Source organism: Plantibacter sp. MCCC 1A11337 (genome assembly GCF_013349365.1).
GTDB lineage: Bacteria > Actinomycetota > Actinomycetes > Actinomycetales > Microbacteriaceae > Plantibacter > Plantibacter flavus_A.
Genome location: NZ_JABJWX010000002.1, coordinates 79,297 through 105,053, shown reverse-complemented (window position 1 = coordinate 105,053; position 25,757 = coordinate 79,297). Strand labels below are relative to the sequence as shown.

At 68.9% G+C, this 25,757-nt stretch carries 23 protein-coding genes; 16 read left to right on the top strand and 7 right to left on the bottom strand.

Features of this window, described 5'->3' with window-relative positions; genetic code table 11:
- Window positions 1-10: 10 nt before the first annotated feature.
- Window positions 11-1,093 (bottom strand): NYN domain-containing protein, encoded by a 1,083-nt coding sequence (locus tag HOW07_RS07815; protein ID WP_175116588.1) that lies wholly within the window; start codon window positions 1,091-1,093, stop codon window positions 11-13.
- A gap of 17 nt (window positions 1,094-1,110) precedes the next feature.
- Here HOW07_RS07815 and HOW07_RS07810 point away from each other — a divergent pair, with 17 nt between their 5' ends.
- A complete protein-coding gene (locus tag HOW07_RS07810; RefSeq protein WP_371743611.1) occupies window positions 1,111-1,560 on the top strand; it encodes a type II toxin-antitoxin system PemK/MazF family toxin in 450 nt (149 codons plus the stop codon).
- A 21-nt stretch (window positions 1,561-1,581) separates the two neighbouring features.
- Here the strand turns inward: HOW07_RS07810 and HOW07_RS07805 are convergent, their stop codons facing one another.
- Together HOW07_RS07805 and HOW07_RS07800 are read right to left on the bottom strand one after the other, a co-directional pair.
- Window positions 1,582-3,060 carry a SulP family inorganic anion transporter gene (locus HOW07_RS07805; RefSeq protein WP_121292759.1) on the bottom strand — a complete coding sequence of 493 codons (1,479 nt, stop codon included), beginning with the start codon at window positions 3,058-3,060 and terminating at the stop codon, window positions 1,582-1,584.
- Window positions 3,061-3,191: 131 nt separating this feature from the next.
- Window positions 3,192-4,610, bottom strand: coding sequence for an aminopeptidase P family protein (locus HOW07_RS07800; protein WP_175116587.1), 1,419 nt, complete (start codon window positions 4,608-4,610; stop codon window positions 3,192-3,194).
- Window positions 4,611-4,785: 175 nt separating this feature from the next.
- Between HOW07_RS07800 and HOW07_RS07795 the strand changes: the two genes are divergently transcribed.
- Window positions 4,786-5,169, top strand: coding sequence for a hypothetical protein (locus HOW07_RS07795; RefSeq protein ID WP_082915870.1), 384 nt, complete (start codon window positions 4,786-4,788; stop codon window positions 5,167-5,169).
- Between the two features lie 33 nt (window positions 5,170-5,202).
- Here HOW07_RS07795 and HOW07_RS07790 read toward each other — a convergent pair whose 3' ends face one another.
- Window positions 5,203-5,763 carry an Lrp/AsnC family transcriptional regulator gene (locus tag HOW07_RS07790; protein WP_079003723.1) on the bottom strand — a complete coding sequence of 187 codons (561 nt, stop codon included), beginning with the start codon at window positions 5,761-5,763 and terminating at the stop codon, window positions 5,203-5,205.
- Between the two features lie 174 nt (window positions 5,764-5,937).
- On the opposite strand from HOW07_RS07790, the gene HOW07_RS07785 reads away from it, so the two are divergent.
- Genes HOW07_RS07785 through HOW07_RS07765 form a run of 5 tightly spaced genes read left to right on the top strand, consistent with a single transcriptional unit; the run spans window position 5,938 to window position 11,089 of the window.
- On the top strand, window positions 5,938-7,521 hold the full coding sequence (locus HOW07_RS07785; protein WP_217485233.1) for an ABC transporter substrate-binding protein: 1,584 nt from the start codon (window positions 5,938-5,940) through the stop codon (window positions 7,519-7,521).
- Window positions 7,505-8,578, top strand: coding sequence for an ABC transporter permease (locus HOW07_RS07780; protein WP_071262045.1), 1,074 nt, complete (start codon window positions 7,505-7,507; stop codon window positions 8,576-8,578). Before HOW07_RS07785 ends, HOW07_RS07780 begins: the two co-directional genes overlap by 17 nt.
- Window positions 8,575-9,456 carry an ABC transporter permease gene (locus tag HOW07_RS07775; RefSeq protein WP_079704282.1) on the top strand — a complete coding sequence of 294 codons (882 nt, stop codon included), beginning with the start codon at window positions 8,575-8,577 and terminating at the stop codon, window positions 9,454-9,456. The genes HOW07_RS07780 and HOW07_RS07775 overlap by 4 nt, the downstream gene beginning before the upstream one ends.
- A gap of 38 nt (window positions 9,457-9,494) precedes the next feature.
- Window positions 9,495-10,313: an ABC transporter ATP-binding protein gene (locus HOW07_RS07770; protein WP_064294086.1), complete on the top strand. Its 819-nt coding sequence runs from the start codon at window positions 9,495-9,497 to the stop codon at window positions 10,311-10,313.
- Window positions 10,310-11,089, top strand: coding sequence for an ABC transporter ATP-binding protein (locus tag HOW07_RS07765; protein ID WP_079003721.1), 780 nt, complete (start codon window positions 10,310-10,312; stop codon window positions 11,087-11,089). Before HOW07_RS07770 ends, HOW07_RS07765 begins: the two co-directional genes overlap by 4 nt.
- Window positions 11,090-11,183: 94 nt before the next feature.
- On the opposite strand, the gene HOW07_RS07760 is transcribed toward HOW07_RS07765, so the two are convergent.
- A complete protein-coding gene (locus HOW07_RS07760; RefSeq protein ID WP_175116586.1) occupies window positions 11,184-11,951 on the bottom strand; it encodes a DUF1353 domain-containing protein in 768 nt (255 codons plus the stop codon).
- A gap of 179 nt (window positions 11,952-12,130) precedes the next feature.
- On the opposite strand from HOW07_RS07760, the gene HOW07_RS07755 reads away from it, so the two are divergent.
- Window positions 12,131-13,069, top strand: a complete 939-nt coding sequence (locus tag HOW07_RS07755; protein ID WP_285039841.1) for a phosphodiesterase — start codon at window positions 12,131-12,133, stop codon at window positions 13,067-13,069.
- 150 nt (window positions 13,070-13,219) lie between these two features.
- On the top strand, window positions 13,220-14,299 hold the full coding sequence (locus HOW07_RS07750) for an SDR family oxidoreductase (protein ID WP_175116585.1): 1,080 nt from the start codon (window positions 13,220-13,222) through the stop codon (window positions 14,297-14,299).
- A gap of 64 nt (window positions 14,300-14,363) precedes the next feature.
- Here HOW07_RS07750 and HOW07_RS07745 read toward each other — a convergent pair whose 3' ends face one another.
- On the bottom strand, window positions 14,364-16,004 hold the full coding sequence (locus HOW07_RS07745) for a stealth family protein (protein WP_371743610.1): 1,641 nt from the start codon (window positions 16,002-16,004) through the stop codon (window positions 14,364-14,366).
- A gap of 188 nt (window positions 16,005-16,192) precedes the next feature.
- Between HOW07_RS07745 and HOW07_RS07740 the strand changes: the two genes are divergently transcribed.
- Both HOW07_RS07740 and HOW07_RS07735 read left to right on the top strand, forming a co-directional pair.
- On the top strand, window positions 16,193-17,644 hold the full coding sequence (locus HOW07_RS07740) for a CCA tRNA nucleotidyltransferase (RefSeq protein WP_175116584.1): 1,452 nt from the start codon (window positions 16,193-16,195) through the stop codon (window positions 17,642-17,644).
- 129 nt (window positions 17,645-17,773) lie between these two features.
- The gene (locus tag HOW07_RS07735; protein ID WP_064294091.1) at window positions 17,774-19,090 is read left to right on the top strand and encodes a sugar ABC transporter substrate-binding protein; all 1,317 of its coding nucleotides are present in this window, start codon (window positions 17,774-17,776) and stop codon (window positions 19,088-19,090) included.
- A 65-nt stretch (window positions 19,091-19,155) separates the two neighbouring features.
- Here HOW07_RS07735 and HOW07_RS07730 read toward each other — a convergent pair whose 3' ends face one another.
- Complete coding sequence (locus tag HOW07_RS07730; protein WP_064294092.1) at window positions 19,156-19,854, bottom strand: GntR family transcriptional regulator; 699 nt, start codon at window positions 19,852-19,854, stop codon at window positions 19,156-19,158.
- Between the two features lie 143 nt (window positions 19,855-19,997).
- Between HOW07_RS07730 and HOW07_RS07725 the strand changes: the two genes are divergently transcribed.
- The 5 genes from HOW07_RS07725 (at window position 19,998) to HOW07_RS07705 (ending at window position 25,689) form a co-directional block, all read left to right on the top strand.
- Window positions 19,998-21,623, top strand: coding sequence for an ABC transporter substrate-binding protein (locus tag HOW07_RS07725; protein ID WP_079003715.1), 1,626 nt, complete (start codon window positions 19,998-20,000; stop codon window positions 21,621-21,623).
- 120 nt (window positions 21,624-21,743) lie between these two features.
- Window positions 21,744-22,757: an ABC transporter ATP-binding protein gene (locus HOW07_RS07720; RefSeq protein WP_121292743.1), complete on the top strand. Its 1,014-nt coding sequence runs from the start codon at window positions 21,744-21,746 to the stop codon at window positions 22,755-22,757.
- Window positions 22,754-23,821: an ABC transporter ATP-binding protein gene (locus HOW07_RS07715; protein ID WP_071262053.1), complete on the top strand. Its 1,068-nt coding sequence runs from the start codon at window positions 22,754-22,756 to the stop codon at window positions 23,819-23,821. Before HOW07_RS07720 ends, HOW07_RS07715 begins: the two co-directional genes overlap by 4 nt.
- Window positions 23,818-24,750, top strand: coding sequence for an ABC transporter permease (locus HOW07_RS07710; RefSeq protein WP_197478999.1), 933 nt, complete (start codon window positions 23,818-23,820; stop codon window positions 24,748-24,750). The genes HOW07_RS07715 and HOW07_RS07710 overlap by 4 nt, the downstream gene beginning before the upstream one ends.
- Before the next feature lie 3 nt (window positions 24,751-24,753).
- Window positions 24,754-25,689: an ABC transporter permease gene (locus tag HOW07_RS07705; RefSeq protein WP_071262055.1), complete on the top strand. Its 936-nt coding sequence runs from the start codon at window positions 24,754-24,756 to the stop codon at window positions 25,687-25,689.
- Window positions 25,690-25,757: the final 68 nt, after the last annotated feature.

The window sequence follows — 25,757 nt, the reverse complement described above, 5'->3', positions numbered from 1 at the left end:
GGGGTCGGGCTCAACCCAGTTCGCGCAGCCGCAGCCGTCGTCCATCGGGGCTCGCGTCCGGGTTCACCTCGACGAGGTCCGAGCGCGAGTTGATGAAGTCGCTGAACGAGCGGTAGCCGAGCGGCTTCTCCTTGAACGCCGGATCCATGCGGATCATCTGGTTCTTCACCTCGGCGTTCAGCAGCCAGTCCTCGTCGTCGTTCTTGGCGTGCACGAGGCGGAGTGCGCGCACCAGGAGCTTCGTCGCCGCGCGCTGTGCGTCGGGACCGGAGGGGTCCGCGGTCTCGTCGTCGGAGTCGTCCAGGTCGTCGGCGTCGCGGTGGCTGAAGACCGGCTCGGTGAAGAGGCCGCCGATCCGCGGAGGTGTCTGGGCGACCGGTGCTTCGGCCGTCGGCGCGGACCCGGACGAGGCGCGACGACGCCCTCCGGACTTGGGTGCGGACTTCGGTGTCTCAGAGGACACCTCCGCCGTGCTCTCGACGGCGGCAGGGGTGCGGGGCGTGCGCGTGACGACCGGGCGGACGATCCCGGGGATGTCGTCGTAGTCGGAGAACTCGTCGCACGCCGCCATGAGCGCACGACTCGTCGCACCGGCGACACCGATCCCGATCACGTGGCGTCCGAGGCGTCGGCAGCGCTGCGCGAGGGAGATGTAGTCCGAGTCGCCGGCGACGATCACGATGTGCGTGAGGTCGGGGAGGCGGAAGAGGTCCTCGACGACGTCGACGGCGAGGCGGATGTCGGCACCGTTCTTCATCGCCTTCGTCGTGGGGAACATCTGCGTCAGGTCGACCGCGCGGTCCACGAGGTCCTTCTGGTACGCGGAGTTGACCGGCTCGGACCAGTCGGCGTAGGAACGGCTGATGACGATGTTCCCGAACGACGAGGTGTAGTCGAGGATGGCGCCGACGTCGACGCGAGCGGCCTGCAGGCGCTCGGAGATCTCGTCGCCTTCGGGTGCGGCGGAGGGCACGTGGGACCGCGCACGATCCCGGCTGAACGCCGCCTTCCCGTAGAGCTGGTTGTAGCGCGAGATGACGATGTTGTCGAAGTCGATGTAGACCGCGACTCTGGGCGTTCCGGTTTCTGCCATGACTCCATCATCCTCTGGTGGCCTGCGAATCGGCGACTTCAGTCCTCCACAGCTCGGCTTGCGAAGCTCCTCTCCACCCCTGCTGCGCCGGCCAGGCCGCGACCGACCTGGGCTGCGTACCGTGGACCCGCCGCGGTGACATCCGATGGGTCGATCTCGGCCCTCGCGAATGGGGGAGTGCGCCCGCCGGTCGGCGCCCGGTCGTCGTCGTCCAACATGACGCCTACACGCGGAGCGCACTCCGGACCGTGATCGTCGCGGTCGTCACGTCGAACACGGCGCTCGCCGAGCTCCCGGGCAACGTGTTCCTCCCTGCTGCGGCTTCCGGCCTGCCGAAGGATTCGGTCGTGAACACCACGCAGCTGCTCACCCTCGATGAGGACGACCTCGGTCCGGCCGCCGGAAGGGTGCCCGTCACCCTGTCACTGGATCTGGACGCGGGGCTCCGGCGAGTGCTGCACCTCTGAGGTGGTGCCGGAGCGATCGGCTCAGAGGTGGCCGGTGAGCTTCCCGTGGAAGGCCGAGCTGCGTTCGTCGAGTCCGGTGAACACGACCTGCTTGCCGTGTGCGGCGTACTTCTCCTGCACGGCGTCGAGGACGGCGACGCTCGAGGCGTCCCAGATCTGCGAGGCGGTGAAGTCGACGACGACGTCCGCAGGGTCGGCCGCGTAGTCGAACTGCTCGACCAGGTCGTTGCTGCTGCCGAAGAACAGGGGGCCGATGACGCTGTACCGGACGGAGGTGGCGTCGTCCGCGAGGACCCGGCGGACGCGGATGACGTGGGCCACGCGTCGCGCGAAGAGCACCATGGCGAGGACCGCTCCTGCGGCGACGCCGATCGCGAGGTTGTGGGTGACGACGACCACCGCGACGGTCACCACCATCACGACCGTCTCGGGGATCGGCATCCGTCGCAGGGTCGCCGGGCGCACGCTGTGCCAATCGACGGTCTTGATGGCGACGATCATCATCACGGCGGCCAGCGCGACCATCGGGATCTGCGCCATCACCGGGCTGAGCGCGGTCACGAGCAGCAGGAGGAAGACGCCGGCGACGAAGGTGGAGATCCTCGTCCGAGCGCGGCCCAGTTTGACGTTGACGACCGTCTGACCGATCATCGCGCAGCCGGCGATCCCGCCGTACCAACCGGCCAGGATGTTGGCGACGCCGAGGGCCCACGATTCGCGCCCCTTCGACGACGTCGTGTCGGTGATGTCGTCGACGAGTTTCGCCGTGAGGAGGGTCTCCATGAGCCCCACGAACGCGACGCTCAGCGCGGTCGGCCAGATGATGCCGAGCGTCTCGAGGTTCAGCGGCACGAGCAGCGCGGTCAACCCGGGGAGGCCGCCGGAGACGTCGCCCTGGTCGCCGACGGTCGGCACGGCGGCGTGCGCGATCATCGTGATCGCGGTGACGACGACGATGGCGACGAGCGGCGCCGGCACCGCGGTGGTGAGCTTGGGGAGCAGCAGGACGATCAGGACCGTGATGACGAACAGCGGGTAGACGAGCCACGGGACGCCGAGCAGGTGGGGGACCTGGGCGACGAAGATGAGGATGCCGAGCGCGTTGACGAAGCCGATCATCACCGAGCGGGGGATGAACCGCATGAGTCGGGAGAGACCGGTGACGCCGAACACGATCTGGATGAGGCCCGCGAGGATCACCGCGGGGAGCAGGTACTCCACGCCGTGTTCCTTGACGAGCGGCGCGACGACCAGGGCGACGGCGCCCGCGGCGGCCGTGATCATCGCCGGACGCCCGCCGAGGATCGACATCGAGATCGCGAGGACCACGGAGGCGATGAGGCTGACCTTCGGGTCGACGCCGGCGATGATCGAGAAGGAGATGACCTCGGGGATGAGCGCCAGCGTCGTGACGATTCCGGCGAGGATCTCGACGCTGAAGGCGCTGGGGTTCCGCAGGGTCGCGAGGACGCCGGGGCTCGGGCGGACGGCGGTGCGCATGGGGGCGTCGGGCTGACTCACCGTGCAAGCCTAGGCTCGTTCGCAACGCAGGACGCACCGGGCGAGTCGCTGGCAGCACCGAACGGAAGGGCCGCGACACGCGGTGACCGTCCTGCGTTGCGAACCGTCGGTCAGCTCCGCAACCAGGCCTCGAGACCGTCCGCGCTGATCGGGAGTGCCGCGGAGAGGACCTCGTGTCCGGTGGCGGTCACGAGCAGGTCATCCTCGATGCGGACGCCGATGCCGCGCAGCTCCGGCGGCACGGTGAGGTCGTTCGCGTGGAAGTAGAGACCTGGTTCGACCGTCAGGACGGCGCCCGGCTGCAGCGGCTCGTCGAGGTACCGCTCGTCGCCGATGCGGGCGCAGTCGTGCACGTCGAGTCCGAGGTGGTGGCCGGTGCCGCTCGGCAGGTAGCGGCGGTGCTGCTGGCCGTTCGGCGACATCGCCTCGTCGACCGACACCTGCAGGATGCCGAGGTCGCGAAGGCTCGTGGCGATCTGCTCGTACGCCGTGTTCCGCATGTCGATGAACGAGCGGCCGGGGCCGACCTGCGACATCGCGGCACGGTGGGCCCGCTCGACGTGGTCGTGGACCTCGCGCTGGGCCGCGGAATACGACCCGCTCGCCGGGAAGGTCCTCGTGACGTCGGCGGTGTACAGCGAGCGGGCTTCGACGCCGGCGTCCATGAGGATGAGGTGCTCGGGGAGGACCGGACCGTCGCAGCGCGTCCAGTGCAGCGTGGGAGCGTGTGGCCCGCTGCCGATGATGGTCGAGTACCCGACACCGTTGCCGAACGTGCGGGCGTAGCGCTCGAAGGTCGACTGCAACCAGCGCTCTCCGCCGAACTCGATGGCGGCGGGCAGTTCGCGCACGACCGAGCGGAACCCGCCGACCGTCGCGTCCACGGCGGCGCGGAGCTGCGCGATCTCCCAGTCGTCCTTGAGGAGCTTCGCGGCGGACAGGGCGATGAGGAGCGCTCGCGACGCCGCGAATCGACCGTCGACCCGGGGCTCCGGGGCGCCTGCGCGGAGTGCGTCGGCGGGCACGAGCGCGAGGGACTCGTCCAACACCTCGAGGGAGCGGACCTCGATGCCGAGCGCCTCCGCCCACTGGGGGAGTCCGGCGGACGGGCCGATCCAGAGCTCGCCGCGCATGGCGTCGGCGTAGAACGCCTCCTCACCGGGACCGACGGGCTCGGCGAGGTACAGCGTCGCGTCGTGCCCACCGGCGGTCGGCCGCATCACCAGGACCGCGCCCTCCGCCTGACAGGAGGTGAGCCACACGAAGTCGCTGTCCGGACGGAACGGGAACTCGGTGTCGTTCGCGCGCGTCACGGCGCGTCCCGCGGTGACCACGAGCCAGTGGCCGGGGAACTGCGCGCTGATGGCGTCGCGGTGACGTCCGGCGGCTGCGCCGGCACCCTCGGCGAGGTCCACTGAGCGGTCCACCGCACCCCAGCCCGTCGCGAGGTACTCGCGGAACGCGTCGTCCCGGGGGAGTGGCTGGGTGCGGGGGTCGCGGAACTGCAGGCTGTCTGGACACATGGACATCAGTAAGCCACCCGCGGTGGACGCCGTCAAGCTGCGACCTCCGGAGCCAGCGGAACATCTCGTCTGCACCGTCTGATCCGTCGTTTCGTCCTGTCAGACCGGCTCAGGTGATGGACCGGATGGACGGATCGTCGGCAGGTTGACACCTGTTCGGACGCCTCCGCAGAATGACGGCATGACAGGAACCGCCGACACCGGCACCAGCGCCACGCTCGACTTCAACCTCGACGCGAAGGTGTTCGACATGGTTTCGTCGTCCGCGAGCGTCGTCGACGCCGACGCGCCCACGCGATTCGTCTACCACGAGACGCACGGCGTGCTGTGGGGCGAATACGTCGGTGACACCGTCTCCGTCGGACGGTTCTGCGGGGTGCGCACCGGCGAACGCATCGACATCTCGTTCGTGCACCGCAACCGTGCCGGCGACCTGACGACGCGCGGCGAAGCGAGCTCGATCATCTCCCGCGCCGAGGACGGCTCGTTCATCCTCACCGAGGACTTCATCGGTCCGGACGGACAGGCTCATGTCAGCATCTGTCGGGAGATCGTCGCCGCCTGAACCGGTCGGGGTCGGCACGCCACCGCCGACGGGTCAGCGTCCGCGTCGCTCCGGCACCCGCTGGGCGCGCTCGTCGCTCGTCCGGACGAATCGGGTCATGCCGAAGCGCTCGCCGGAGTCCTCGACGCTCGTGCGCTCGGACCTCGTCATGCGGAGCGACACGTTCGACCGCTCCTCGTCCATGAGGAAGACGGTCGTCGTCGCCTTGATGGACGGCCACTGTGCGAGCCGGGTGGCGACCAGTTCGTGGATCGCCGCCACGTCGGGGGCCCGGATCAGCATCATCGCGTCGTGCTCGCCGGTCGTTACGGCGAAGTACTCCAGCTCGGGGACCGAGGACAGCCGCGCGCGGAAATCGGCCCACTGGCTCTGGCGCAGCGTGATGAAGACCATCGCCGCGACGCCGAGTCCGACCGTCGCCGGCTCGATCTCCGCGTGGACCCCCTTCAGGACGCCGGCGCGGAGCATGGCCTCATACCGCGAGTAGGCGTTCGAACGGGAGATCCCGAGCTCTTCGGCGAGTGCGGCGACCGAAGCCCGCCCGTCCTCCCGGAGCAGCTCCAACATGCGGATGTGGGTGTCGTCGAGTTGCATCGATTGCTCCAAACGTCCAGATTCGGCGGTGGTCCTGGCGGTCGATTGAGAGGATATGGCAGATTCGCCGCGAAATCGAGACAATTCTTCTTTGGTAACGGCTTGTGGATTGACGAATGATCGCGTATCGCACTACTTTCAGCTCATCCCTCCAACCAGATAAGGAGCTCCACCTTGTCACGATCCTTCAGCCGCACCAGCCGGCGCGGCATGGCGGCCCTCGGCCTCGCCCTCGCCGCCGGCCTCGCGCTCAGCGCCTGTTCCCCCTCAGGCGGCTCCGATGACAGCGCGGGCAAGTCGCTCGTCGTCGACGCGTCCTTCGACCTCAAGACCGCCGACCCGAACCGCGAGTACGAGACCACCGGCTCGATCGTCGCGAAGGCGCTCTACGAGACCCTCCTCACCTTCAAGGACGACGACGTCACCGCCCCCGTCGACGGCCTCGCGAGTTACGAGATGAACGCCGACAACACGGTGATGACCCTCACGATGAAGGACGGCAAGAAGTTCTCCGACGGCTCCGACGTGACCGTCGACGACGCGGTGTTCTCGCTGCAGCGCGTCCAGGGCGTGAAGGGCAACCCGTCCTTCCTGCTCGACGGCGTCACGATCGAGAAGACCTCGGACACGACGCTCACGCTCACCTCAGCGACGCCGAACCCCGCCCTCCCGTTCATCCTTCCGAACCCGGCCCTCGGTGTCGTGAACAAGAAGGTCGTCGAGGAGAACGGTGGCAGCGCGACCGCCGACGATGCGGCCGAGTCGTTCCTCAACACGACGTCCGCGGGCTCCGGCCCGTACAAGCTCGAGTCCTTCGACGCCGCCTCGCAGGTCGTCTTCACGGCGAACCCCGAGTACACGGGGACCAAGCCCGCGTACGAGCGCGTCGTCCTCCGCAACGTGCAGGGCCCGACGCAGAAGCTCAACGTCGAGGCCGGTGACTCGCAGGTCGCCCTCGATCTGAACCCCGACCAGGTCTCCGAGCTCGACGACTCGAAGGTGAAGATCATCGCGAACCCCTCGCGCTACATGATCTTCCTCATGCTCAACCAGGACCCCGCGATCAGCGACATCACGAGCAACCCGAAGTTCCTCGAGGCCGTCAAGCTCGGCATCGACTACGACAAGATCGTCGACCTCGCTGGCGACGGTTCCGTCCGTCCCGGTGGCTTCATCCCCTCGATCTTCAACGGGGCGCTCGACGCCGCCGACGGCAACCAGTTCGACGCCGATGCGGCGAAGGCTTCGCTCAAGGAGTCCGGGTACGCCGGCGAAGCCGTCACGCTGAACTTCCCGAATGACATCACGGTGCAGGGGCTGTCGCTCCAGAGCATCGCTGAATCGGTCCAGGCGCAGCTGAAGTCGGTCGGCATCACCATCACGCTGGCCCCGGCTCCGGTCGCCACCGAACTGGACGCCTACCGCGACGGCAAGGAGACCGTGGGTCTCTGGTACTGGGGCCCGGACTTCCCGGACCCGTCGAACTACCTCGCGTTCACGCCGGGTGAGCTCGTCGGCCTCCGCGCGGGCTGGCCGGCAGGCGCCGACCCGACCGTGACCGACCTCGCGAACGCGGCGCTCGCCGCGACCGACACGGACGCCCGTGCCGCCGCGTACCAGGACCTCCAGAAGGCGCAGAACGCGAGCGGACCGTTCATCCCGCTCCTGCAGCCGGCGCAGAACGTGGTCACCGCGACCACGATCACCGAGGTTCCGCTGAACCCGACGTGGACCGTCGACCTTGCCGGAATCAAGTAGCGTCGCACCGACGACGTCCAGCGCGCGAGCGGGTCTCCACCCGCTCGCGCGCTACCTCGGCATCCGGCTCGGACTCACGGTCCTCCTGATGTTCGGGGTGACGCTCGTCACCTTCACGCTGACCAACCTCGTCCCCGCCGACCCCGTGCAGGCGGCGCTCGGTGAGCAGGCCGCAGCGGACCCGACGATCGTCGCGCAGTTCCGCGAGAACGCCGGCCTCGACAAGCCATTGCCCGTCCAGTACGTCACCTACGTCGCGAACCTGTTCCAGGGTGACCTCGGGACCTCGCAGCAGACCCGGGGCGCCGTCGCGGACGAGCTCGGTCGCGCCTTCCCGGCAACGGCCGAACTGGCCCTCACCGCCATCGTCATCTCGATCGTCATCGGCGTCGGCCTCGGCATGTGGGCCGCGCTGCGCCGGAAGACGATCACCGACCAGGTCATCCGGGTCGTGAGCCTCATCGGCATCTCGGTACCGTCGTTCTGGCTCGCACTCGTCGTCTACTTCGTGTTCTTCTCCCAGCTGCACTGGTTCCCGGGCTCCGGGCGACTCTCACCCGCGGCGATCCCGCCGCCGAAGGTCACCGGGATGTACACGATCGACGCGTTGCTCGCCGGCCAGTGGTCCACCTTCGGCGACGCCATCGCCCACCTGATCCTGCCCGCCTCCGTCCTGGCGCTCTACACGATCGGCCTGCTCACCCGGTTCGCGCGGTCGGCGATCCTGGAGGTGCTCGACCTCGACTACGTGCGGGCAGCGCGGGCGAAAGGCCTTCCCGGCCACGTCGTCGTGACCCGGTACGTGCTCCGCGGTGCGCTCGTCCCCATCATCACCGTGCTCGGCGTCGCCTTCGGATCGCTGCTGTCCGGAACGGTCCTCGTCGAGAAGGTGTACTCGTGGCACGGCCTCGGCGAGTACGCGTACTCCGCGGCGACCAAACTCGACCTGCCCGCGATCATGGGCGTCGGGCTCATCGTCGGCTTCGTGTACATCGGCCTGAACTTCCTGGTCGACGTGCTGTACGGCTTCATCGACCCGAGAGTGAGGGTGGCATGACCGACGTCCTCGCCGTCCAGACCAAGCGCAAGGGCCGCCTCCGCATCTCGAAGCAGCTGCGCACCCCGCTCGCCGTCGCGGGTGGCGTCATCGTGCTCTTCTGGCTGCTCGTCGCGGTGCTCGCGCCGTGGATCCGGCCGTTCGACCCGCTCGCCCAGGACTTCGACCGGCTGCAGGCCCCGAGTGCCGCGCACTGGTTCGGCACCGACCAGGTGGGCCGCGACGTCCTGTCCCGGGTCGTCAGCGGCGCGCAGGTCTCGATCCCGCTCGCCCTCATGCTCGTGATCTTCGCGATGCTCATCGGTTCGCTCCTCGGGGCGATCGCCGGCTACTTCGGCAAGGCCCTCGACGAGACCATCATGCGGATCGCCGACCTCGTGTTCGCGTTCCCGACGATCATCCTCGCGATGGTCATCGCCGCTGCGCTCGGCCCGAGCCTCACGAACGCCGTCATCGCGATGCTCATCGTGTCGTGGCCGGCCTATGCCCGCGTGACGCGTTCGCTCGTCATCGGGGCACGAGGCGCTGAGTACGTCATCGCCGGTCGTCTGCTCGGCAACGGGCCGTTCACCTCGCTCGGCAAGGACATCCTGCCGAACGTCGTGTCGCCGGTCGTCGTGCTCGCCACACTCGACGTCGGTACGGCCATCCTGCTGCTGTCGGGTCTCTCGTTCCTCGGTCTCGGTGCCGTCCCGCCGACGCCGGACTGGGGTGCGATGGTGTCCGACGGGGTGCAGAACTTCTCGTCCTGGTGGATCGCGGTCTTCCCGGGACTCGCCATCCTCACGGTGGTGCTCGCCTTCAACTTCCTCGGCGACGCCCTCCGCGACGCCCTCGACCCCCGGTCGCAGGAAGCCGTGCAGGGGCGCGCACTGTGAGCGGCGCACGCGGTGCGGGCGACCCGAAAGGACGCGACATGACGCAGGCAGCAGGCGGTGGCGGCGGGATCGTCATCGAGGGGCTCACGCTCGGCTTCGGTCGCGGCGCCGCCACCAAACAGATCCTCCGCGGCATCGACCTCGAGGTCCCCGCCGGTCGCATCACCGGACTGGCCGGTGAGTCGGGGTCCGGCAAGACCATGACCGGGCTCGCGATCTGCGGGCTCCTGCCGGCCGGAGCGGACCTCGGCGGCAGCATCCGCTTCGACGGCACCGAGCTGGTGGGCCTCAAGCAGCGCACCATGAACCGGTACCGCGGCACGGAGATCGCGATGATCTTCCAGGACCCGACCGCGAGCCTGCACCCCATGCTCACGGTCGAGGCCCAACTCGTCGACCACTACCGGCACCACACGGGAGCCTCGAAGGCGGCCGCCCACGCGCGGGCGCTCGAGATGCTCGGCCTCGTCGCCGTCCCGAACCCGGAGGCGGCGCTGCGCAAGTACCCGCACCAGTTCTCGGGGGGACAGCTGCAGCGCATCGCGATCGCCTCGGCGCTCATGTGCGAGCCGTCCGTGCTCATCGCCGACGAACCGACCACGGCCCTCGACGTCACGGTCCAGGCCGGCATCCTCCGCCTGCTGCGGAAGCTGTGCGACGAGCTCGGGATCGCGATCATCCTCGTCACCCACGACCTCGGGGTGATGTCGGCGCTCGCCGACACGATCGCGGTCATGCGGCTCGGCGAGATCGTCGAGCACGGCAGCCGGTACCAGGTCATCACCGCTCCGCAGCACGAGTACACCAAGGCGCTCATCGACGCGCTGCCCGACACGGGAACGGAGGCGGCGTCATGACGCTGCTGCACCTCGACGACGTCCATGTGACGTACAAGCTGCCCGGTCGCGGCACGCTGAACGCGGTCGACGGCGTGAGCTTCGACCTCGAGCCGCGACAGGTGCTCGGCCTGGTGGGGGAGTCGGGCTGCGGCAAGTCGACCCTCGCACGAGCGGTCTGCGGGCTGGAACCGACCTCGGGTGGCGCGATCACGTTCAACGGGACGCCCATCGGCAAGCTGGGTCTCCGGAAGCGCGCACCCGAGCTGCTGCGGATCCAGATGGTCTTCCAGAACCCGTACGCCTCGCTGAACCCGCGCCGCACGGTCGGGAGTCAGATCGAGGACGGCCTCCGGGTCAACCCGGTGCGCGACGCGTGGGATGTCGGTCAGCTGCTCGAGCACGTCGAGCTCGACGCAGCCAGCCGCACCCGCTATCCGCACCAGTTCTCGGGCGGCCAGCGGCAGCGCATCGCGATCGCCCGGGCGATCGCGGCGGGTCCCGAGCTGCTCATCGGTGACGAGCCGATCGCGTCGCTCGACGCCTCCCTGCAGGCACGGGTGGCGAAGCTCATGCGGAAGCTCGCGGTCGAGACGGGTGCGGCGCTCCTCTTCATCAGCCACGACCTGTCCGTCGTGCGGGTCATCGCGGACGACGTGGCGGTCATGAGCGCCGGTCGCATCGTCGAACACGGTCCGGTCGACCGCGTCTGGTCCGATCCGCAGGACGCCTACACGCAGCGGCTGCTCGCGGCGATCCCGGTCGTCGACGGACTCGGCACCCTCCCCGGCGCCTGACCGGACCCCTGCTCCGTCCCTGTCTCAGGAGCGTCTCGGCGTGTCGGGTCCCCCGCGTTCGACACGCCGAGGCGTTCCTGAGACAGGGAACCGGTCAGCGGAGGGTCGGCGGGCCGACGGGGCCGGGGGAGTCGTCGATGAACGGGCGGTCGATGGTCTCCCGCACGAGGAGTTCGATGAGGCGGAACGCCCCGACCGCCGCGAGCTGGACGAGGAGGAGGGGACCGAGGAGCGCACCGGCGTACGGCAGCCAGACGAGGAGTCTCCGTTCCTCCCGCCAGCACACGGCGAGGACCGCGGGTGCCATCGCGAGGCCGAGCCACCCGGGCGTCGGAGCGCCGAGCACGGGCGTGACGAGTCCGATCGTCGCGACCCAGACGGCCAGGACCCCGAGGACCGACTGCCCGATCAGCACGGCGGCGACGCCTGGAGCGTGCCTGACGTACCGCTCGACCGACACGACGGCCCACATGAGCCAGGCCCGGAGGAGCGGCACCCGCTGCTGGCGGAGTCCGACGCGGAACTGTCGGTCGTCCTCGAACCGCTGCTCGAGTGCCTGGTCCGCCGGGAGCCCCAGTGCGAGGAGCGCGCGGTGGTCGTGCACGACGGCCGGCGCGGACTGTCGGCCGTAGCTGCCGATGAAGCTCCACAGGACGCCCGGGACGGACGCGAGGTCGGTCCAGCCCTCCGCCCGGTCACCGTCGCGGCCCTCGTCGGACGCCGGTGCCCACACGACGGGACCGTCAGGGGCGTGCTCCTGGAACCCGATCCGCCGCTCGAGCCGGAACCGGCGTCCGGTCGGGGGGATCTGCGCCAGATCGATCCGCTCCAGCGGCTGCTCGTCGTCGTCGAGGTAGGGCATGCGGACATCCTCTCGCAGCCCACCGTCAGGTGTGAGTCCCCTGGATGTCGGCTTCTGACCTTGCTCACGAGTTTCCTGCGTCGTAGCGTGGCGTTCCGTTGCCGTTCAACCGAGTCTGGTCAGATGGTCAAACAGCTGCGATGCGGTTCGGAGAGCATCGCTCGAACGAGAGTTGTCACGTGAGTCTTCGCACGGCCGAGTACCCGAGGCCCGATCACTTCCTGCTCCATGTGAGCGACACGCACCTCCTGGCCGGCGGGGGGAGCCTCTACGACAGTGTCGACAGCGAGACGCACCTGCGTCGACTGTTCGCCGAGTTCGAGGCGTCCGGCGGTCGGCCTGAAGCGATCGTCTTCACGGGCGACCTCGCCGACAAGGGCGAACCCGACGCGTACGACCGCATCCGCTCCATCGTCGAGCCGGTCGCCGAGCGCCTCGGATCGCAGATCATCTGGGTGATGGGCAACCACGACGACCGCCAGGCGTTCCGGGCCGGGCTGTTCGGTGAGGTGCCGACCACCCGACCGGTCGACCGCGTCTACGACGTCAACGGCCTCCGCGTCATCACCCTCGACTCGAGCGTCCCCGGGCACCACCACGGTGAGGTGTCGGACGAGCAGCTCGACTGGCTCGCAGAGGAACTCTCGACGAAGGCGCCCCACGGCACGATCCTCGCGATGCACCACCCGCCCGTCCCGAGCGTGCTCGACCTCGCCGTGAGCGTCGAGCTGCGCGACCAGGCGAAGCTCGCCGAAGTGCTCGAGGGGACCGACGTCCGGAGCATCATCGCCGGGCACCTGCACTACTCGTCGACCGCGACCTTCGCGGGTATCCCGGTGTCGGTCGCCTCGGCCACCTGCTACACGCAGGACCTCAACGTGCCGGTCGGCGGGACGCGTGGTCGCGACGGCGCGCGGGCGTTCAACCTCGTCCACGTCTACGGCAAGACGGTCCTGCACTCGGTGGTGCCGCTGGGGGAGACCCCGCCGCTGCACTACATCGACGCCGAGGAGAGTGCACGTCTGCTCGCTCGCGACGGCATCGAGCTGCCCGTGTCGGACACGGTGCCGGTGCAGCCGGAGCCGCCGCTGACGATGCCGATCGGCGTCCTCGTCTGACGACGACCGGTCCCTGAGCTCGCCTCCGGTCCCTGAGCTTCCCCTCCGGTCCCTGAGCTTGTCGAAGGGCCGCACCGCGGCAGGGTACCGCAACCCGGCGGGTCCGCCGTTCCGGGAGCCTCCCCGGTCGGACGCGCCTATCGTGGACGGATGACCTCCCCAGAAGCACTCCGTACCGCACTCGTCGTCGGCGCCAGCGGCATCACCGGTTCCGCGATCGTGTCGCAGCTCCTCGAGGACGGTGGCTGGCGGATCCTCGCCCTCTCTCGCCGCGCGCCGGCGGCCCACCCGCAGGTCGAACACGTCGCGGCCGACCTCCGGGACGCGGACGACCTCGCACGCGCCCTCGGCGGCACCGGCGTCACCCACGTCTTCTTCACCGCCTGGTCGCGTCAGGACACCGAGGCCGAGAACATCCGGGTCAACGGCGGCATGGTCCGCGACCTGCTGGCCGCCCTCTCCGCCGAGCCCGTTCAGCACGTCGCCCTGGTCACCGGCCTCAAGCACTACCTCGGCCCGTTCGAGGCCTATGCGGCGGGCGAGATGCCCGACACGCCGTTCCACGAGGACGAGGACCGACTCGACACGCCCAACTTCTACTACGAGCAGGAGGACGAGCTCTTCGCCGCGGCTGCGCGAGCGGGCTTCACCTGGTCGGTGCACCGTTCCCACACCGTGATCGGACATGCGGTGGGCAACGCGATGAACATGGCGTCCACGCTCGCGGTGCAGGCGGCGCTCTGCAAGCGACTCGACCGGCCGTTCGTGTTCCCCGGTTCCGAGACCCAGTGGAACGGCCTCACCGACATGACCGACGCCGGACTCCTCGCCGAGCAGATGCTCTGGGCGGCGACCTCACCGGCCGGTGCGGACGAGGCGTTCAACATCGTCAACGGCGACGTGTTCCGCTGGCGCTGGATGTGGCCGCGACTGGCGGCGCACCTCGGCGTCGAGCCGGAGGGTTTCGACACCGCGCCGCGTCCGCTCGAGCAGCAGATGGCGGGCGTCGAGGGCACCTGGGCCGAGGTGGTGGCCGAACACGGTCTCGTCGAGGCAGACCTCTCCCGCGTGGCGTCGTGGTGGCACACCGACGGCGACCTCGGCCGGGACATCGAGGTCGTCACCGACATGAGCAAGAGTCGACTCGCCGGCTTCACCGGCTACCGGCGGACGCTGGACGCCTTCACCGCGATCTTCGACCGACTCCGCGCAGAGCGCATCGTCCCGTAGCGGTCCCTGAGTTCAACTCCGGTCCCTGGGCACCCCTCCGGTCCCTGAGCCTGTCGAAGGGCGGTCAGCTGAGCTTGGCGGGCTCGATCTCGAGCGCGTTCGGCACGGCCGCTTCGCGCTCCCACGGCGCCGGGAACGGGAAGTACCGCTCGAGGAAGTCGATCACGGCGGTGGTGCGCTGCTCCACCGAGATCTCCGGCCGGCTGCCGTCGTTCAGGCAGAACATGTCCTGGTCGCGTCGTTTGAGGAGTCGCTCCATCTGCCCGAGCGACTGCTTGAGCGTCGTCTCGATGTAGCGGACCTTCGCCTGGGTCTGCTGGACCGCGCGACCCGTCATGAGGCCGTAGTAGTGGTAGAACGAGTTGGTCACCGAGATGTTGTCCGCAGCGCGGAAGGCGCTGTGGGCGGTCGCGCGGAACTCCTCGGCGAACTCCCGCTCCATCTCCGCCATGATGCTCCTGCGGAGGGGGGCGGCGCAGTGCTCGAGGTGGCGGGTGGTGACGCGTCCGAAGCGCTCGTGCAGGAGCCGACGGTTCACGCGGGCCGCGTTCTCGAAGCCGCTGCGCGAGGGGTCGTTCGCCCCGAGGCCGATGCGGGTGGTCGCCTCCACGAACTTGCTGATGCCGCCCGGTGAGAAGAACAGTTCGGGACTGATCGGTCGACCGAGGAACATGTCGTCGTTGGAGTAGAGGAAGTGCTCCGACAGCCCCTCGATGCGGTGGAGCTGGCTCTCGACGGCCATGGAGTTGTGCGTCGGCAGGGCGTCGAGGTCGCGGAAGAACTCCTCGCTGCGCACGATGGTGACCTTCGGGTGCTCCGCCAGCCATTCGGGCGCGGGGGAGTCGGTCGCGATGAAGATGCGTCGGATCCAGGGGGCGAAGGTGTGCACGCTGCGGAGGGCGTACTTGAGCTCGTTGATCTGGCGGAAACGGGCGTCGGAGTCGTCGCCGTCGCCGACGACGTAGCTCTGCATCCGCTTGGCGCGGGCACGCTGGAACTCCTCGGAGGAGCCGTCCACCCACGAGAAGACGAGGTCGATGTCGAAGGTGACGTCGCTCGCGAGTGCGCCGAACATGTGCTCGAGCGTCCGCCAGCTGCGGCCGTAGCGTTCGACGGTCGTCTCGACGGCCTCCGTCCGCGGCATGTAGGTCCGCATGAGGACGTTCTCCACGGGCGCGGTGATCTCCTCGTCGCCGAAGCGCCAGAGTTCGAGCTGCAGGGCGGTCTCCATGCCGTAGCGGAGGCGACCGAGCGGTTCGATGCGCGGCCGGTACAGCCGGAACACCTCAGCCTTGCGGGCACCGTTGAGCAGGCCGTCGGAGAGGAGGTGCGGATCGCCGGCCGGCTTCACCGTCGACATGCGTGCTTTGAGCGGCACGCTGTAGAAGGGCTCGTCGGCGAACGCCTCCGCGAGTGCGGTCTGCAGGCGCTTGCGCAGGGAGCGGTCGACGACGATGACGGGGCGGTCGTGCTCGCCTCGGATGAGCAGGTACTCGATCTCGGCCGCGTCGAGCACGTCGGCGACGGCGAGCAGGTCCTCCACCATCGACTGCTGTGGGGTCAGGTGGCCGTTGATGAGGGTGTAGACGCCCTTGCGCTGCACGACGTCCGGTCGGTCGAAGCGCTGGGACCGTGAACTTCCGGTCACGAGGACGAGTTCAGGGGCGGTGGTGAACGGGAGTTCCGGCGGAATCGGGTCCTTCACGGTACTGGTGAAGGCCGTCGGTGCCTGAGTGCCGACGGTTGGCCGCTGGTCGTCGAGTTCGTTCGTGATCGTGTCCGCCTCTGGTCTGCTGGGGAGTGGGTTCCTCGTTATTGTACGGCCGTCGCCCAGGAGCGCTCGCGGCTTGACGGCGACGGGGTCGCGGGCGGCGTCCGGGTACGATTGACCCCATGGTGAGCGTGGCGGAATCCTTGGTGCGCCTGCAGGACCTGGCCTCGTCGCCCGTGGTCGCTCGGGTGGCGTCGGCGTTCGCCGAAGCCGGGTACGAACTGGCCCTCGTCGGCGGACCGGTCCGCGATGCGATGCTCGGTCGCACGGTGAGCGACCTCGACTTCACGTCGAACGCCTCGCCCGACCAGATCCTCGCGGTCCTCAAGCCGATGGCGAGCGCCTGGTGGGACGTCGGCCGCGACTTCGGGACGATCGGCGCGAAGGTCACCGTCACCGACGACGACGGCGTCGAGCACGCCGACACGGTCGAGATCACCACCTATCGGGCCGATGCCTACGACGGCGTGACCCGCAAGCCGGTCGTCGCGTTCGGCGACACCCTCGAAGACGACCTGCGTCGGCGCGACTTCACGGTCAACTCGATGGCGCTCCGCATCCCCGAGATCACCCTCGTCGACCCGTCCGGCGGCGTCGAGGACCTCGTCGCCCACCTGCTGCGGACGCCGAGCTCGCCCGAGGTGTCCTTCGGCGACGACCCGTTGCGCATGCTCCGGGCCGCGCGGTTCGCTTCGCAACTCGGCTTCCGGCCGACCGACGACGTGATCGAGGCGATGGAGGAGCGTCGCGAGACCATCTCGATCGTGAGCCCCGAGCGCGTCCAGGCAGAGCTCGGCAAACTGCTCGCGACCGACCACCCGCGCGCCGGCCTCGAGCTGCTCGTCGACACCGGCATCGCCGACCTGGTGCTGCCCGAGCTGCCGGCACTCCGGCTGGAGCCCGACGAGCACCATCACCACAAGGACGTCTACCAGCACTCGCTCACGGTGCTCGAGCAGGCGATCGGCTACGAGCACTCGCGGCACCCCGGTGAGGCGCCCGACCTCGTCCTGCGCTGGGCCGCGCTGCTGCACGACATCGGCAAGCCGGCGACGAAGAAGACCGGCCCCGGCGCAGCCGTCACCTTCTACCACCACGACCTCGTGGGTGCGAAGCTGGCCAAGAAGCGCCTCACCGCGCTCCGGTACGACGGCGACACGATCAAGAGCGTCGCGCGGCTCGTCGAACTGCACATGCGGTTCTTCGGCTACTCGGAGGGCGTGTGGGCCGACTCCGCGGTGCGGCGCTACGTCCGCGACGCCGGTCCGCTGCTCGAGCGACTGCACATGCTCGTCCGTGCCGATGTCACGACCCGCAACCGGCGCAAGGCCGACCGCCTCGGCTTCGCCTACGACGACCTCGAGCAGCGCATCGTGGAGCTCCAGGAGAAGGAGGAGCTCGAGTCCGTCCGGCCCGACCTCGACGGCAACCGCATCCAGGAGGTGCTGGGCATCGCACCTGGTCGCGAGGTCGGCGAGGCGTACCGCTGGCTGCTGGAACTGCGTCTCGACGAGGGCCCGCTCGGCGAGGAGGAGGCGACGCGTCGCCTCCTCGACTGGTGGTCCTCCCGGTGACGCTCCCACCTGCCCGCGAACTGTCACGAACGCACAGTCCGACGGCGTCACACTGACCGTTTCTGACAGCTCGCGGGCGTTCAGACTGAACTGCTAGCCTCCCTGAGGTTCACGGAACGAAGGATTCTCATGCTCAAGAGACACGCCGCCCTCGCGATCGCGGCCGCCTCCGCCCTGATGCTGAGCGGTTGCGCCGCCGGATCCACCGAGCGCACGACGGTCACCGTGCGCGTTTGGGATTCCGCCGTCGCCGACGCCTATGAGACCTCGTTCGCCGCCTTCGAGCGCGAGAACCCCGACATCCGCGTCCGCGTCGACGTCGTCGAATGGGCCGACTACTGGACGAAGCTCCGCACCGACGTCGCGGCGGACAGCGCTCCAGACGTCTTCTGGTTGAACAACTCCTACCTCGCCGGGTACGCGGACAGCGGGAGCGTGCTCGACGTCGGGCAGACGCTCGGCAAGGACGCCTCGAAGGACTGGGCACCGAGCGTGGTCAGCCAGTTCACCCGGAACGACAAGCTCTGGGCCGTTCCGCAGCTGTCCGACGCCGGTATCGCGGTCTACTACAACGCCGACCTCCTCGACGCGGCCGGCGTGAAGCCCGCCGAGCTCGGGGAGGCGACCTGGTCGCCCGATGCGACGAAGGACACGTTCCTGCCCTTGGCGAAGAAGCTGACGAAGGACGCGGCCGGGGTCTCGGCCGACCAGCCCGGCTTCAACCCCGCGGCCCCCGCGACCTACGGCACCGGCCTCGGGTACGACCTGCAGGCCGTGCTGCTGCCGTTCATCGGCTCGAACGGCGGGAAGTACCAGGACGGCGACGACTTCGCGTTCAACGACCCGAAGACGAGCGAGTCCGTGAGCTACCTCGTGAACGCGATCAACGGCGCCAAGGTCGCCCCGCCGGCCGCCTCCACGAACGCCGACGGTGACTTCGCCCGCGACGCCTTCATCCAGGGCAAGGTCGCGATGTTCCAGTCGGGGCTCTACAGCCTGAAGGCCGTGCACGACGGCGCCGACTTCCGCTGGGGTGTCGCCGAGCTCCCGGCCGGCCCCGCGGGCAAGGTCAGCGTCACGAACGGGATCGCCGCAGCGGGCAACGCGGCCACCAAGCACCCCGACCAGGTGAAGAAGGTGCTCGCCTGGCTGGGCAGTTCCGAGGGCAACGCGCCCGTCGGTGCCTCCGGCTCGGCGGTCCCGGCCGTCACCGCCGCTCAGAAGCAGTACTTCGACTACTGGAAGGGCCAGGACGTCGACGTTCAGCCCTTCTTCGACGTGATCGCCGACGACGCGAAGACCATCGCACCGCCGACGGGTGCCGGGTATGCGAAGGGACTCGCCGCCTACGACCCGATCTTCAAGGAGATCTTCGCCGGCACGACGCCCGTCGCCGACGGCCTCAAGAAGGCGCAGGAGGCGGCCAACGCCGCCATCAACGACTGAGGGGGCACCCGGCCGGGTGCACGTCGAGCGCTTCCGAGTCCTGCCGGGTCACCGCGCCCGAGGGCTCACACCGGTTCGACGACCGCTCCGTCGCTTGCAGCAGCGCGGGCGTCTCCGGCCAGTCGTTCGCTGACCCGCCCGTACCCGGAACCGATGTGCCGCTCGATGGTTTCGTCGATCGCACCCGAACGCCGTTCGACGAGCAGGTCGAGGAGTTCGGTGTGCTCCTGCACGATGATGCTGTGGTAGTCGTCCACCTTCACACGCCGGGTGAGCAGGAAGAGCGCGACCTGCCACTTGATGGCCTGCCAGGCGGTGTAGAGCCGTGAGTGGTCGGCCAGGAGGAATACCTGGTCGTGGAAGTCGATGTCGAGTCGGACGAGCTTCGCCTTCTGGTCCGTCTCCACGGCGACACGCATCTCCTCGATGATCGCGCGCATGGCCGCGACCTCGTCGTCGCCGGTGCGTTCGATCGCACGCGACCAGGCGAGCCGTTCGAGGGCGGTGCGGAGCGTGGACAGCTCGAGGAAGTCCTGTGGTGACAGCGTGACGACCGACGCTCCCTTGTACGGGAGAGACACGACGAGCCCCTCCTGCTCGAGGTGGAGGAGGGCTTCTCGCACCGGGGCGCGGCTGACGCCGAGGGTGGTCGACAGATTGACCTCGCTGAGGCGTTCACCTTGGACGAGGCGACCCTCGAGGATCGCCTCCCGCAGCTCGTTGACCGCGGCTCCTGTCAACCCGGTTCGTTCGAGAGTTTCCATGCCCGAATCCTAGCCCAAGCGAATCGGTGTTGTCGATTGTCGACAGTGTGCAGTCTGTGATATCGTCCACCAACAGCACACGAACGTTCCGTCGGCGGCTCGCTTCCTCAGGAGGTCCGGCACAACCCTGACAGGAGAACTCAGTGAAGAAATCACTGCGAGGCGCGCTGCTCGGAGCAGCGCTCGCGGTCGCTCTGACGGCGTGCAGCGCTGGCGGTGCCGGCGGCGGCAGCACCTCCGCCACTGGTGGCGACCCCAAGTACGGCGGCACGATCACGACCGCCGCGGCGTCCGACCCCGAGACCTTCGACCCGGCCGTCTGCACGGGAGCGACGTGTTGGAACATGATGCGGATGATGTTCGACCGCATGTACGACTACGACCGCGACACCAGCGAGCTGAAGCTCCAGGCGGCCGAGTCGTTCCCGGAGGTCAGCGACGACGGGCTCACCTACACGATGAAGCTCAAGGAGGGACTCACCTTCAGCAACGGCGACCCGCTCACGGCCAAGGACGTCGCCTACTCCTACGCCCGGGTCCTCGACCCCGCGACGAAGGCGGGTCTCGCCGAGTTCTGGCGCGGTATCGCCGGCGCCGAGGAGTACGCCGCGAACCCGACCGGACTCCCGAGCGGCATCGAGGTCGTCGACGATCAGACCCTGAAGATCACGCTGACGACGCCCAACTCCTCGTTCAAGTACATCCTCGCCATGCCCGCGGGCTCGATCATCCCCGAGGGCAGCGGCGGTACCGTCGCGACCGAGCCCGTCGGCTCCGGGCCGTTCACGCTGAACACCTTCAGCGCCGGCAAGGAGATCACGCTCGACCGCAACGCCGACTACTGGGACTCCCCCCGCCCGTACGTCGACCACATCCGCATGATCCTCGGCGTCGACCCCGACAACCAGGTCCTCATGCTGCAGAAGGGCGACATCGACCTGATGGGCAGCCCGATCCCGCCCGCCAAGTTCATCCAGGTGACCTCGGACCCGAAGCTCAAGGATCAGCTCGTCGAGATCGAGAAGCCGAGCACCTACTACCTCACGATGAACGTCAACACCGCCCCCTTCGACAACCCGAAGGTGCGTGAGGCCGTCTCCCTCGCCTTCGACCGGAAGGCGCTGCTCAAGCTCGTCAACGGCCAGGGCTCTGCGGCGACCGAGTTCATCCCACCGAAGGTCCTCGGCTACACGGGCGACGAGATGACCCACGAACAGGACGTCGAGAAGGCCAAGCAGCTGCTGGCGGAGGCCGGGTTCGCGGACGGCATCACGACCGACATGTACGCCTGGAACGTCCCGCCCTTCTCGGCCCTGGCGCCGCAGATGCAGCAGGACCTCAAGGCCATCGGCATCGACGTCAACCTCCAGACGCTGGCCCCGAACACCTTCAGCGAGTTGGCGGGAGCCGGCAAGGCGCCGCTCGCCCTCACCTTCTGGGTGGCCGATTACCCCGAGGGCTCGGACTTCCTGCAGGCGCTCATGTCGTGCGCCTCGGCGGTCCCGCAGGGCCACAACTACGCGTACTACTGCAACCCGGAGATGGACGACCTCGTCGCCCAGGCGCTCGCCGAGACCGACCCGGATGCGGCGACCGCGAAGTACGAGGAGGCGTCGAAGCTCATGCTCGCCGACAACCCGATCGTGCCGCTGTACTTCGGTACCAAGACCGAGCTCCACAGCACCGGCATCGAGGGGTACTTCCCGCAGCCGATCTGGGGCTGGGACATGGCCGAGTACTGGAAGTCCGACGGCACCGCCAAGCGGTAGCCACCGGATACGCGTCACCCGGCGCACCGGCGCGCCACCCGCATCACCGCACCACGGAACCCGAACCGCGGGTGGTCCTTCGACGGACCACCCGCGGCGCCCCCACCGAAAGGACGCGACATGAGTGCGCTGCTCGACGTCTCCAACCTCGTGGTCGACTTCCCGACCTCCTCGGGGGACCCCTTCCACGCCGTCGACGGCGTCTCGTTCCAGGTGTCCGCGGGTGAGCGCGTCGGCATCGTGGGGGAGTCGGGTTCCGGCAAATCCCTGACGTCGCAGGCCGTGATGCGGCTCGTGTCGGACCCCGGTGTCATCGCCGGCGGATCGGTGCGGTTCGGCGGGGAGGACGTCCTCGCCTACTCCGACCGGGCGCTGCAGCAGTGGCGCGGTTCGCAGGTCGCGATGGTCTTCCAGGACCCGATGTCGAGCCTCAACCCGCTCATGCGGGTCGGCCGGCAGATCACGGAGTCACTCGAGACGCACCTGGGCATGGGTCGCGTCGCCGCTCGCGCCCGCGCCGTCGACCTGCTGCGCCGCGTCGGGATCCCCGACGCGGAGGCGCGCATGAACGACTTCCCCGGGGCGTTCTCCGGCGGGATGCGGCAGCGCGTCTGCATCGCCATCGCGACCGCCTGCTCACCGAAGCTGCTGATCGCGGACGAGCCGACCACGGCGCTCGACGTGACCGTGCAGGCCCAGGTGCTCGACCTGCTCGACGACATGGTCTCCGAGCAGGACACGGGCGTCATCCTCATCAGCCACGACCTCGGTGTCATCTCCAGCTTCTGCGACCGCATCCTCGTCATGTACGCGGGGCGCATCGTGGAGGAGGGCACGGCCGAGCAGATCGTCGGCGACCCGCAGCACCCGTACACGCACGCGCTGCTCGGCTCCATCCTCAAGTTGTCCGAGCCGATCCCGCCGCGGCTCCGCACCATCTCCGGGGCGCCACCGACAGCCGGTCGTCGCCCGAGCGGTTGCGCGTTCGCGCCGCGTTGCCCGGCGGCCGTCGACGCGTGTCTGACGAACGACCCGGCGCTCGTCCAGGCACCGCTCGGCGGTGTCGGGCAGCGGGTCGCGTGCGGCGTCGTCGCACCGGAGGCCTTCGCGGTCGAGCAGGAGTCGGCCGCATGAGCCGGCTCGACGGTTCGGACCTCGTCAACGGTCCCAGCAGCCGCTCGCGGGCCGGCGAGGCGCTGCTCGACGTGCGGGACCTCGAGGTCACGTTCCGCCGCTCCGGTGGTATCGGCCGACGGGCGTCCCGCGTCCCCGCCGTGCAGGGCGTCAGTTTCCAGCTCCGTGCCGGCGAGACCCTCGGCATCGCCGGCGAGTCGGGCTCCGGGAAGAGCACCATCGCCAGGACGCTCATGGGCATCAACCAGGCCTCCGCCGGCAGCATGCGGCTGAACGGTGAGAACGTGGGAGCGCTGCGAGGACGTCGGCTCGCGGAGTACCGCCGCACGATGCAGATGATCTTCCAAGACCCCTACGACTCGCTCGACCCGAGGATGAAGGTGGGGGAGACCCTGCTCGAGGCGATCTCGCTCCGGACCACCAAGCCGACCGATCCGAAGCGGGCGGTGGAGGGCATCCTCGACCAGGTGGGCCTGTCGCGGAGCTTCATCGAACGGCGTCCGCGCGAGCTGTCCGGCGGACAGCGGCAACGCGTGTCGATCGCTCGCGCGCTCTGCGTCGACCCGCGCCTGATCCTCTGCGACGAGGCCGTCTCCGCGCTCGACGTCTCGGTCCGGGCGCAGGTGCTCAATCTGCTCAAGGACCTGCAGGAGGAGCTCGGTCTCGCGTACCTCTTCATCTCGCACGATCTGTCCACCCTCCGGTTCATGGCGGACCACGTCGGCATCATGTACCTCGGACGTCTGGTCGAGATCGGGACGCGCGACGAGATCTTCGAGAACCCGCAGCATCCGTACACGAGAGCCCTGCTGTCGGCGGTGCCGGAACCGATCGTCCGCGATCGCTCGACCCGCCTGCCGCGCGTCCGTCTCACGGGCGAACCGCCGAGCGCCGCGAACCCGCCGAGCGGGTGCAGCTTCCACCCGCGGTGTCCGATGGCCCAGGAGGTCTGCCGGACCGTCGCCCCGCCGCTGCGGACCACGACATCGGGGCAGGACGCGGCGTGCCACTTCGCGGATCCCGTCCTGGTCCCGGAACCCGCTCGGATCGGAGCCGACGCATGAGTGAAGCACTGCCTCCCGTCATCGGCCAGGGTGTCGACCTGGCGGCGACCGACGATGACCGACCGATGCGCGCCCGCGAGGTGCTGCGCAGTCTCCGACGCGACCCTGCGGCGTTCGTGTCGCTCATCGTGCTGCTCCTCATCGCGCTCATCGCGGTGCTGGCTCCGCTCATCACGCCGCACGACCCGTTGCAGACCTACAACGACATCGGACTCGGGCCGCAGGGACAGCCGCTCCCGCCCGGGACGCCCGGGTTCCTCCTGGGGACCGATGCGCTCGGTCGCGACGTGCTCTCGCGGCTCATCTCGGGCACGCAGGTGTCCCTCGTGATCGGGATCGTGGCCAACGGACTCGCGACGATCGTCGGGGTGACGGTCGGGGTGATCGCCGGCTACTTCGGCGGCATCGTCGAGGCGGTGCTCATGCGCATCACCGACGTCGTCATCTCCTTCCCGATCCTGCTGCTCTGCACCGCCCTCATCGCGGTCACGACCCGGAGCACCACGAACGTCATCATCGTCATCGCCCTCATCTACTGGACGACGCTCGCCCGCATCATCCGCGGCATGGTGATCTCCCTGAAGCACCGCGAGTTCGTCGTCGCGACCAGGACGCTCGGTGTCGGGCACCTCCGCATCATGTGGAAGCACATCATCCCGCACCTGCTGCCGGCGATCATCGTGTACGCCACGCTCGGCGTCGCCTCCTCGATCCTCATCGAGAGCGCCCTGTCGTTCCTCGGCATCGGTGTCCCGATCCCGCAGGCCTCGTGGGGGCAGATGATCTCCGACGGGAGCACCTACTTCCAGATCGCCCCCTGGATGCTCTTCATCCCCGGCATCTGCCTGATCGTGACGGTGATGGCGTTCAACCTCGTCGGCGACTGGTTGTCCGAGATGCTCGACTCAGCTGCACCGATGGCGAGGTAGACCGTGTTCTGGTGGCTTGCACGACGACTCGGCCAGATGGCCCTCGTCCTCTTCGGGGTGGTCAGCCTCGCGTTCCTCCTCGTCTACGCCGTCCCCGCGGACCCGGCGGCGACCCTCGCCGGGCCGAACGCGAGTGCCGAGACCATCGCGTCCATCCGCGCACAGCTCGGCCTCGACGCCCCGCTGTGGGAGCAGTACCTCGGGTTCATCGGCCGGCTCCTGAGCGGCGATCTCGGCACCTCGTACGTCCTGCGGGAGACGAGTGTGTTCGAGCGGATCGTCTCCGCTCTGCCGACGACGGTCCTCGTGGCGATCGGCGGGCTCGTCTGGCAGATCATCCTCGGTGTCCCGGCCGGTATCTACGCCGCCTACCGTCGCGGTGGTTGGGTCGACCGCACGGTGACCTTCGTGTCGCTGATCGGACTGTCGGCGCCGTCGTTCTGGCTCGGCCTGCTCCTCATCTACTACTTCGCGTTCAGTTGGGGACTGTTCCCGCTCAACGGGCTCGGTGACCCGATCATCTGGTACCTCGTGCTCCCGACCTTCACGCTCGGGTCGGGCGGCGGTGCCTGGTACGCCCGCATGACGCGGACGAACATGATCGAGACGCTCGACTCGCCGTTCGTCCGGATGGCCAGGGCGAAGGGCATGCCCGAGCGGACCATCCTCTGGCGCCACTGCTTCCGGCACGTCGCGATCCCGCTCGTCACGATGATCGGACTCGACTTCGGATACTTCCTCGGAGGCGTCGTGATCGTCGAGACCGTGTTCGGACTGAACGGCATCGGCCGGCTCGCCTTCGACGCGATCTCCAACCTCGACACCCCGATGATCGTCGGCACCGTGCTCTTCTCGGCCCTCTTCATCGTGGTCGTCAACTTCATCGTCGACCTCCTCTACTCCGTCATCGACCCACGCGTCCGCCTGCAGCGCGCGTGACCTGAACCTCCGACCGATCCCACCACCGTCCGCGCATCGCACGATGCCGGCACCCGCAGAAGGAGAAC

Coding starts and splice junctions, on each gene's coding strand:
- HOW07_RS07815 (WP_175116588.1), bottom strand. CDS start 1,093: ATGGCAGAAACCGGAACGCCCAGAGTCGCGGTCTACATCGACTTCGAC.
- HOW07_RS07805 (WP_121292759.1), bottom strand. CDS start 3,060: ATGCGCACCGCCGTCCGCCCGAGCCCCGGCGTCCTCGCGACCCTGCGG.
- HOW07_RS07800 (WP_175116587.1), bottom strand. CDS start 4,610: ATGTCCATGTGTCCAGACAGCCTGCAGTTCCGCGACCCCCGCACCCAG.
- HOW07_RS07795 (WP_082915870.1), top strand. CDS start 4,786: ATGACAGGAACCGCCGACACCGGCACCAGCGCCACGCTCGACTTCAAC.
- HOW07_RS07790 (WP_079003723.1), bottom strand. CDS start 5,763: ATGCAACTCGACGACACCCACATCCGCATGTTGGAGCTGCTCCGGGAG.
- HOW07_RS07775 (WP_079704282.1), top strand. CDS start 8,575: ATGACCGACGTCCTCGCCGTCCAGACCAAGCGCAAGGGCCGCCTCCGC.
- HOW07_RS07770 (WP_064294086.1), top strand. CDS start 9,495: ATGACGCAGGCAGCAGGCGGTGGCGGCGGGATCGTCATCGAGGGGCTC.
- HOW07_RS07765 (WP_079003721.1), top strand. CDS start 10,310: ATGACGCTGCTGCACCTCGACGACGTCCATGTGACGTACAAGCTGCCC.
- HOW07_RS07760 (WP_175116586.1), bottom strand. CDS start 11,951: ATGCCCTACCTCGACGACGACGAGCAGCCGCTGGAGCGGATCGATCTG.
- HOW07_RS07750 (WP_175116585.1), top strand. CDS start 13,220: ATGACCTCCCCAGAAGCACTCCGTACCGCACTCGTCGTCGGCGCCAGC.
- HOW07_RS07740 (WP_175116584.1), top strand. CDS start 16,193: ATGGTGAGCGTGGCGGAATCCTTGGTGCGCCTGCAGGACCTGGCCTCG.
- HOW07_RS07735 (WP_064294091.1), top strand. CDS start 17,774: ATGCTCAAGAGACACGCCGCCCTCGCGATCGCGGCCGCCTCCGCCCTG.
- HOW07_RS07730 (WP_064294092.1), bottom strand. CDS start 19,854: ATGGAAACTCTCGAACGAACCGGGTTGACAGGAGCCGCGGTCAACGAG.
- HOW07_RS07720 (WP_121292743.1), top strand. CDS start 21,744: ATGAGTGCGCTGCTCGACGTCTCCAACCTCGTGGTCGACTTCCCGACC.
- HOW07_RS07715 (WP_071262053.1), top strand. CDS start 22,754: ATGAGCCGGCTCGACGGTTCGGACCTCGTCAACGGTCCCAGCAGCCGC.
- HOW07_RS07710 (WP_197478999.1), top strand. CDS start 23,818: ATGAGTGAAGCACTGCCTCCCGTCATCGGCCAGGGTGTCGACCTGGCG.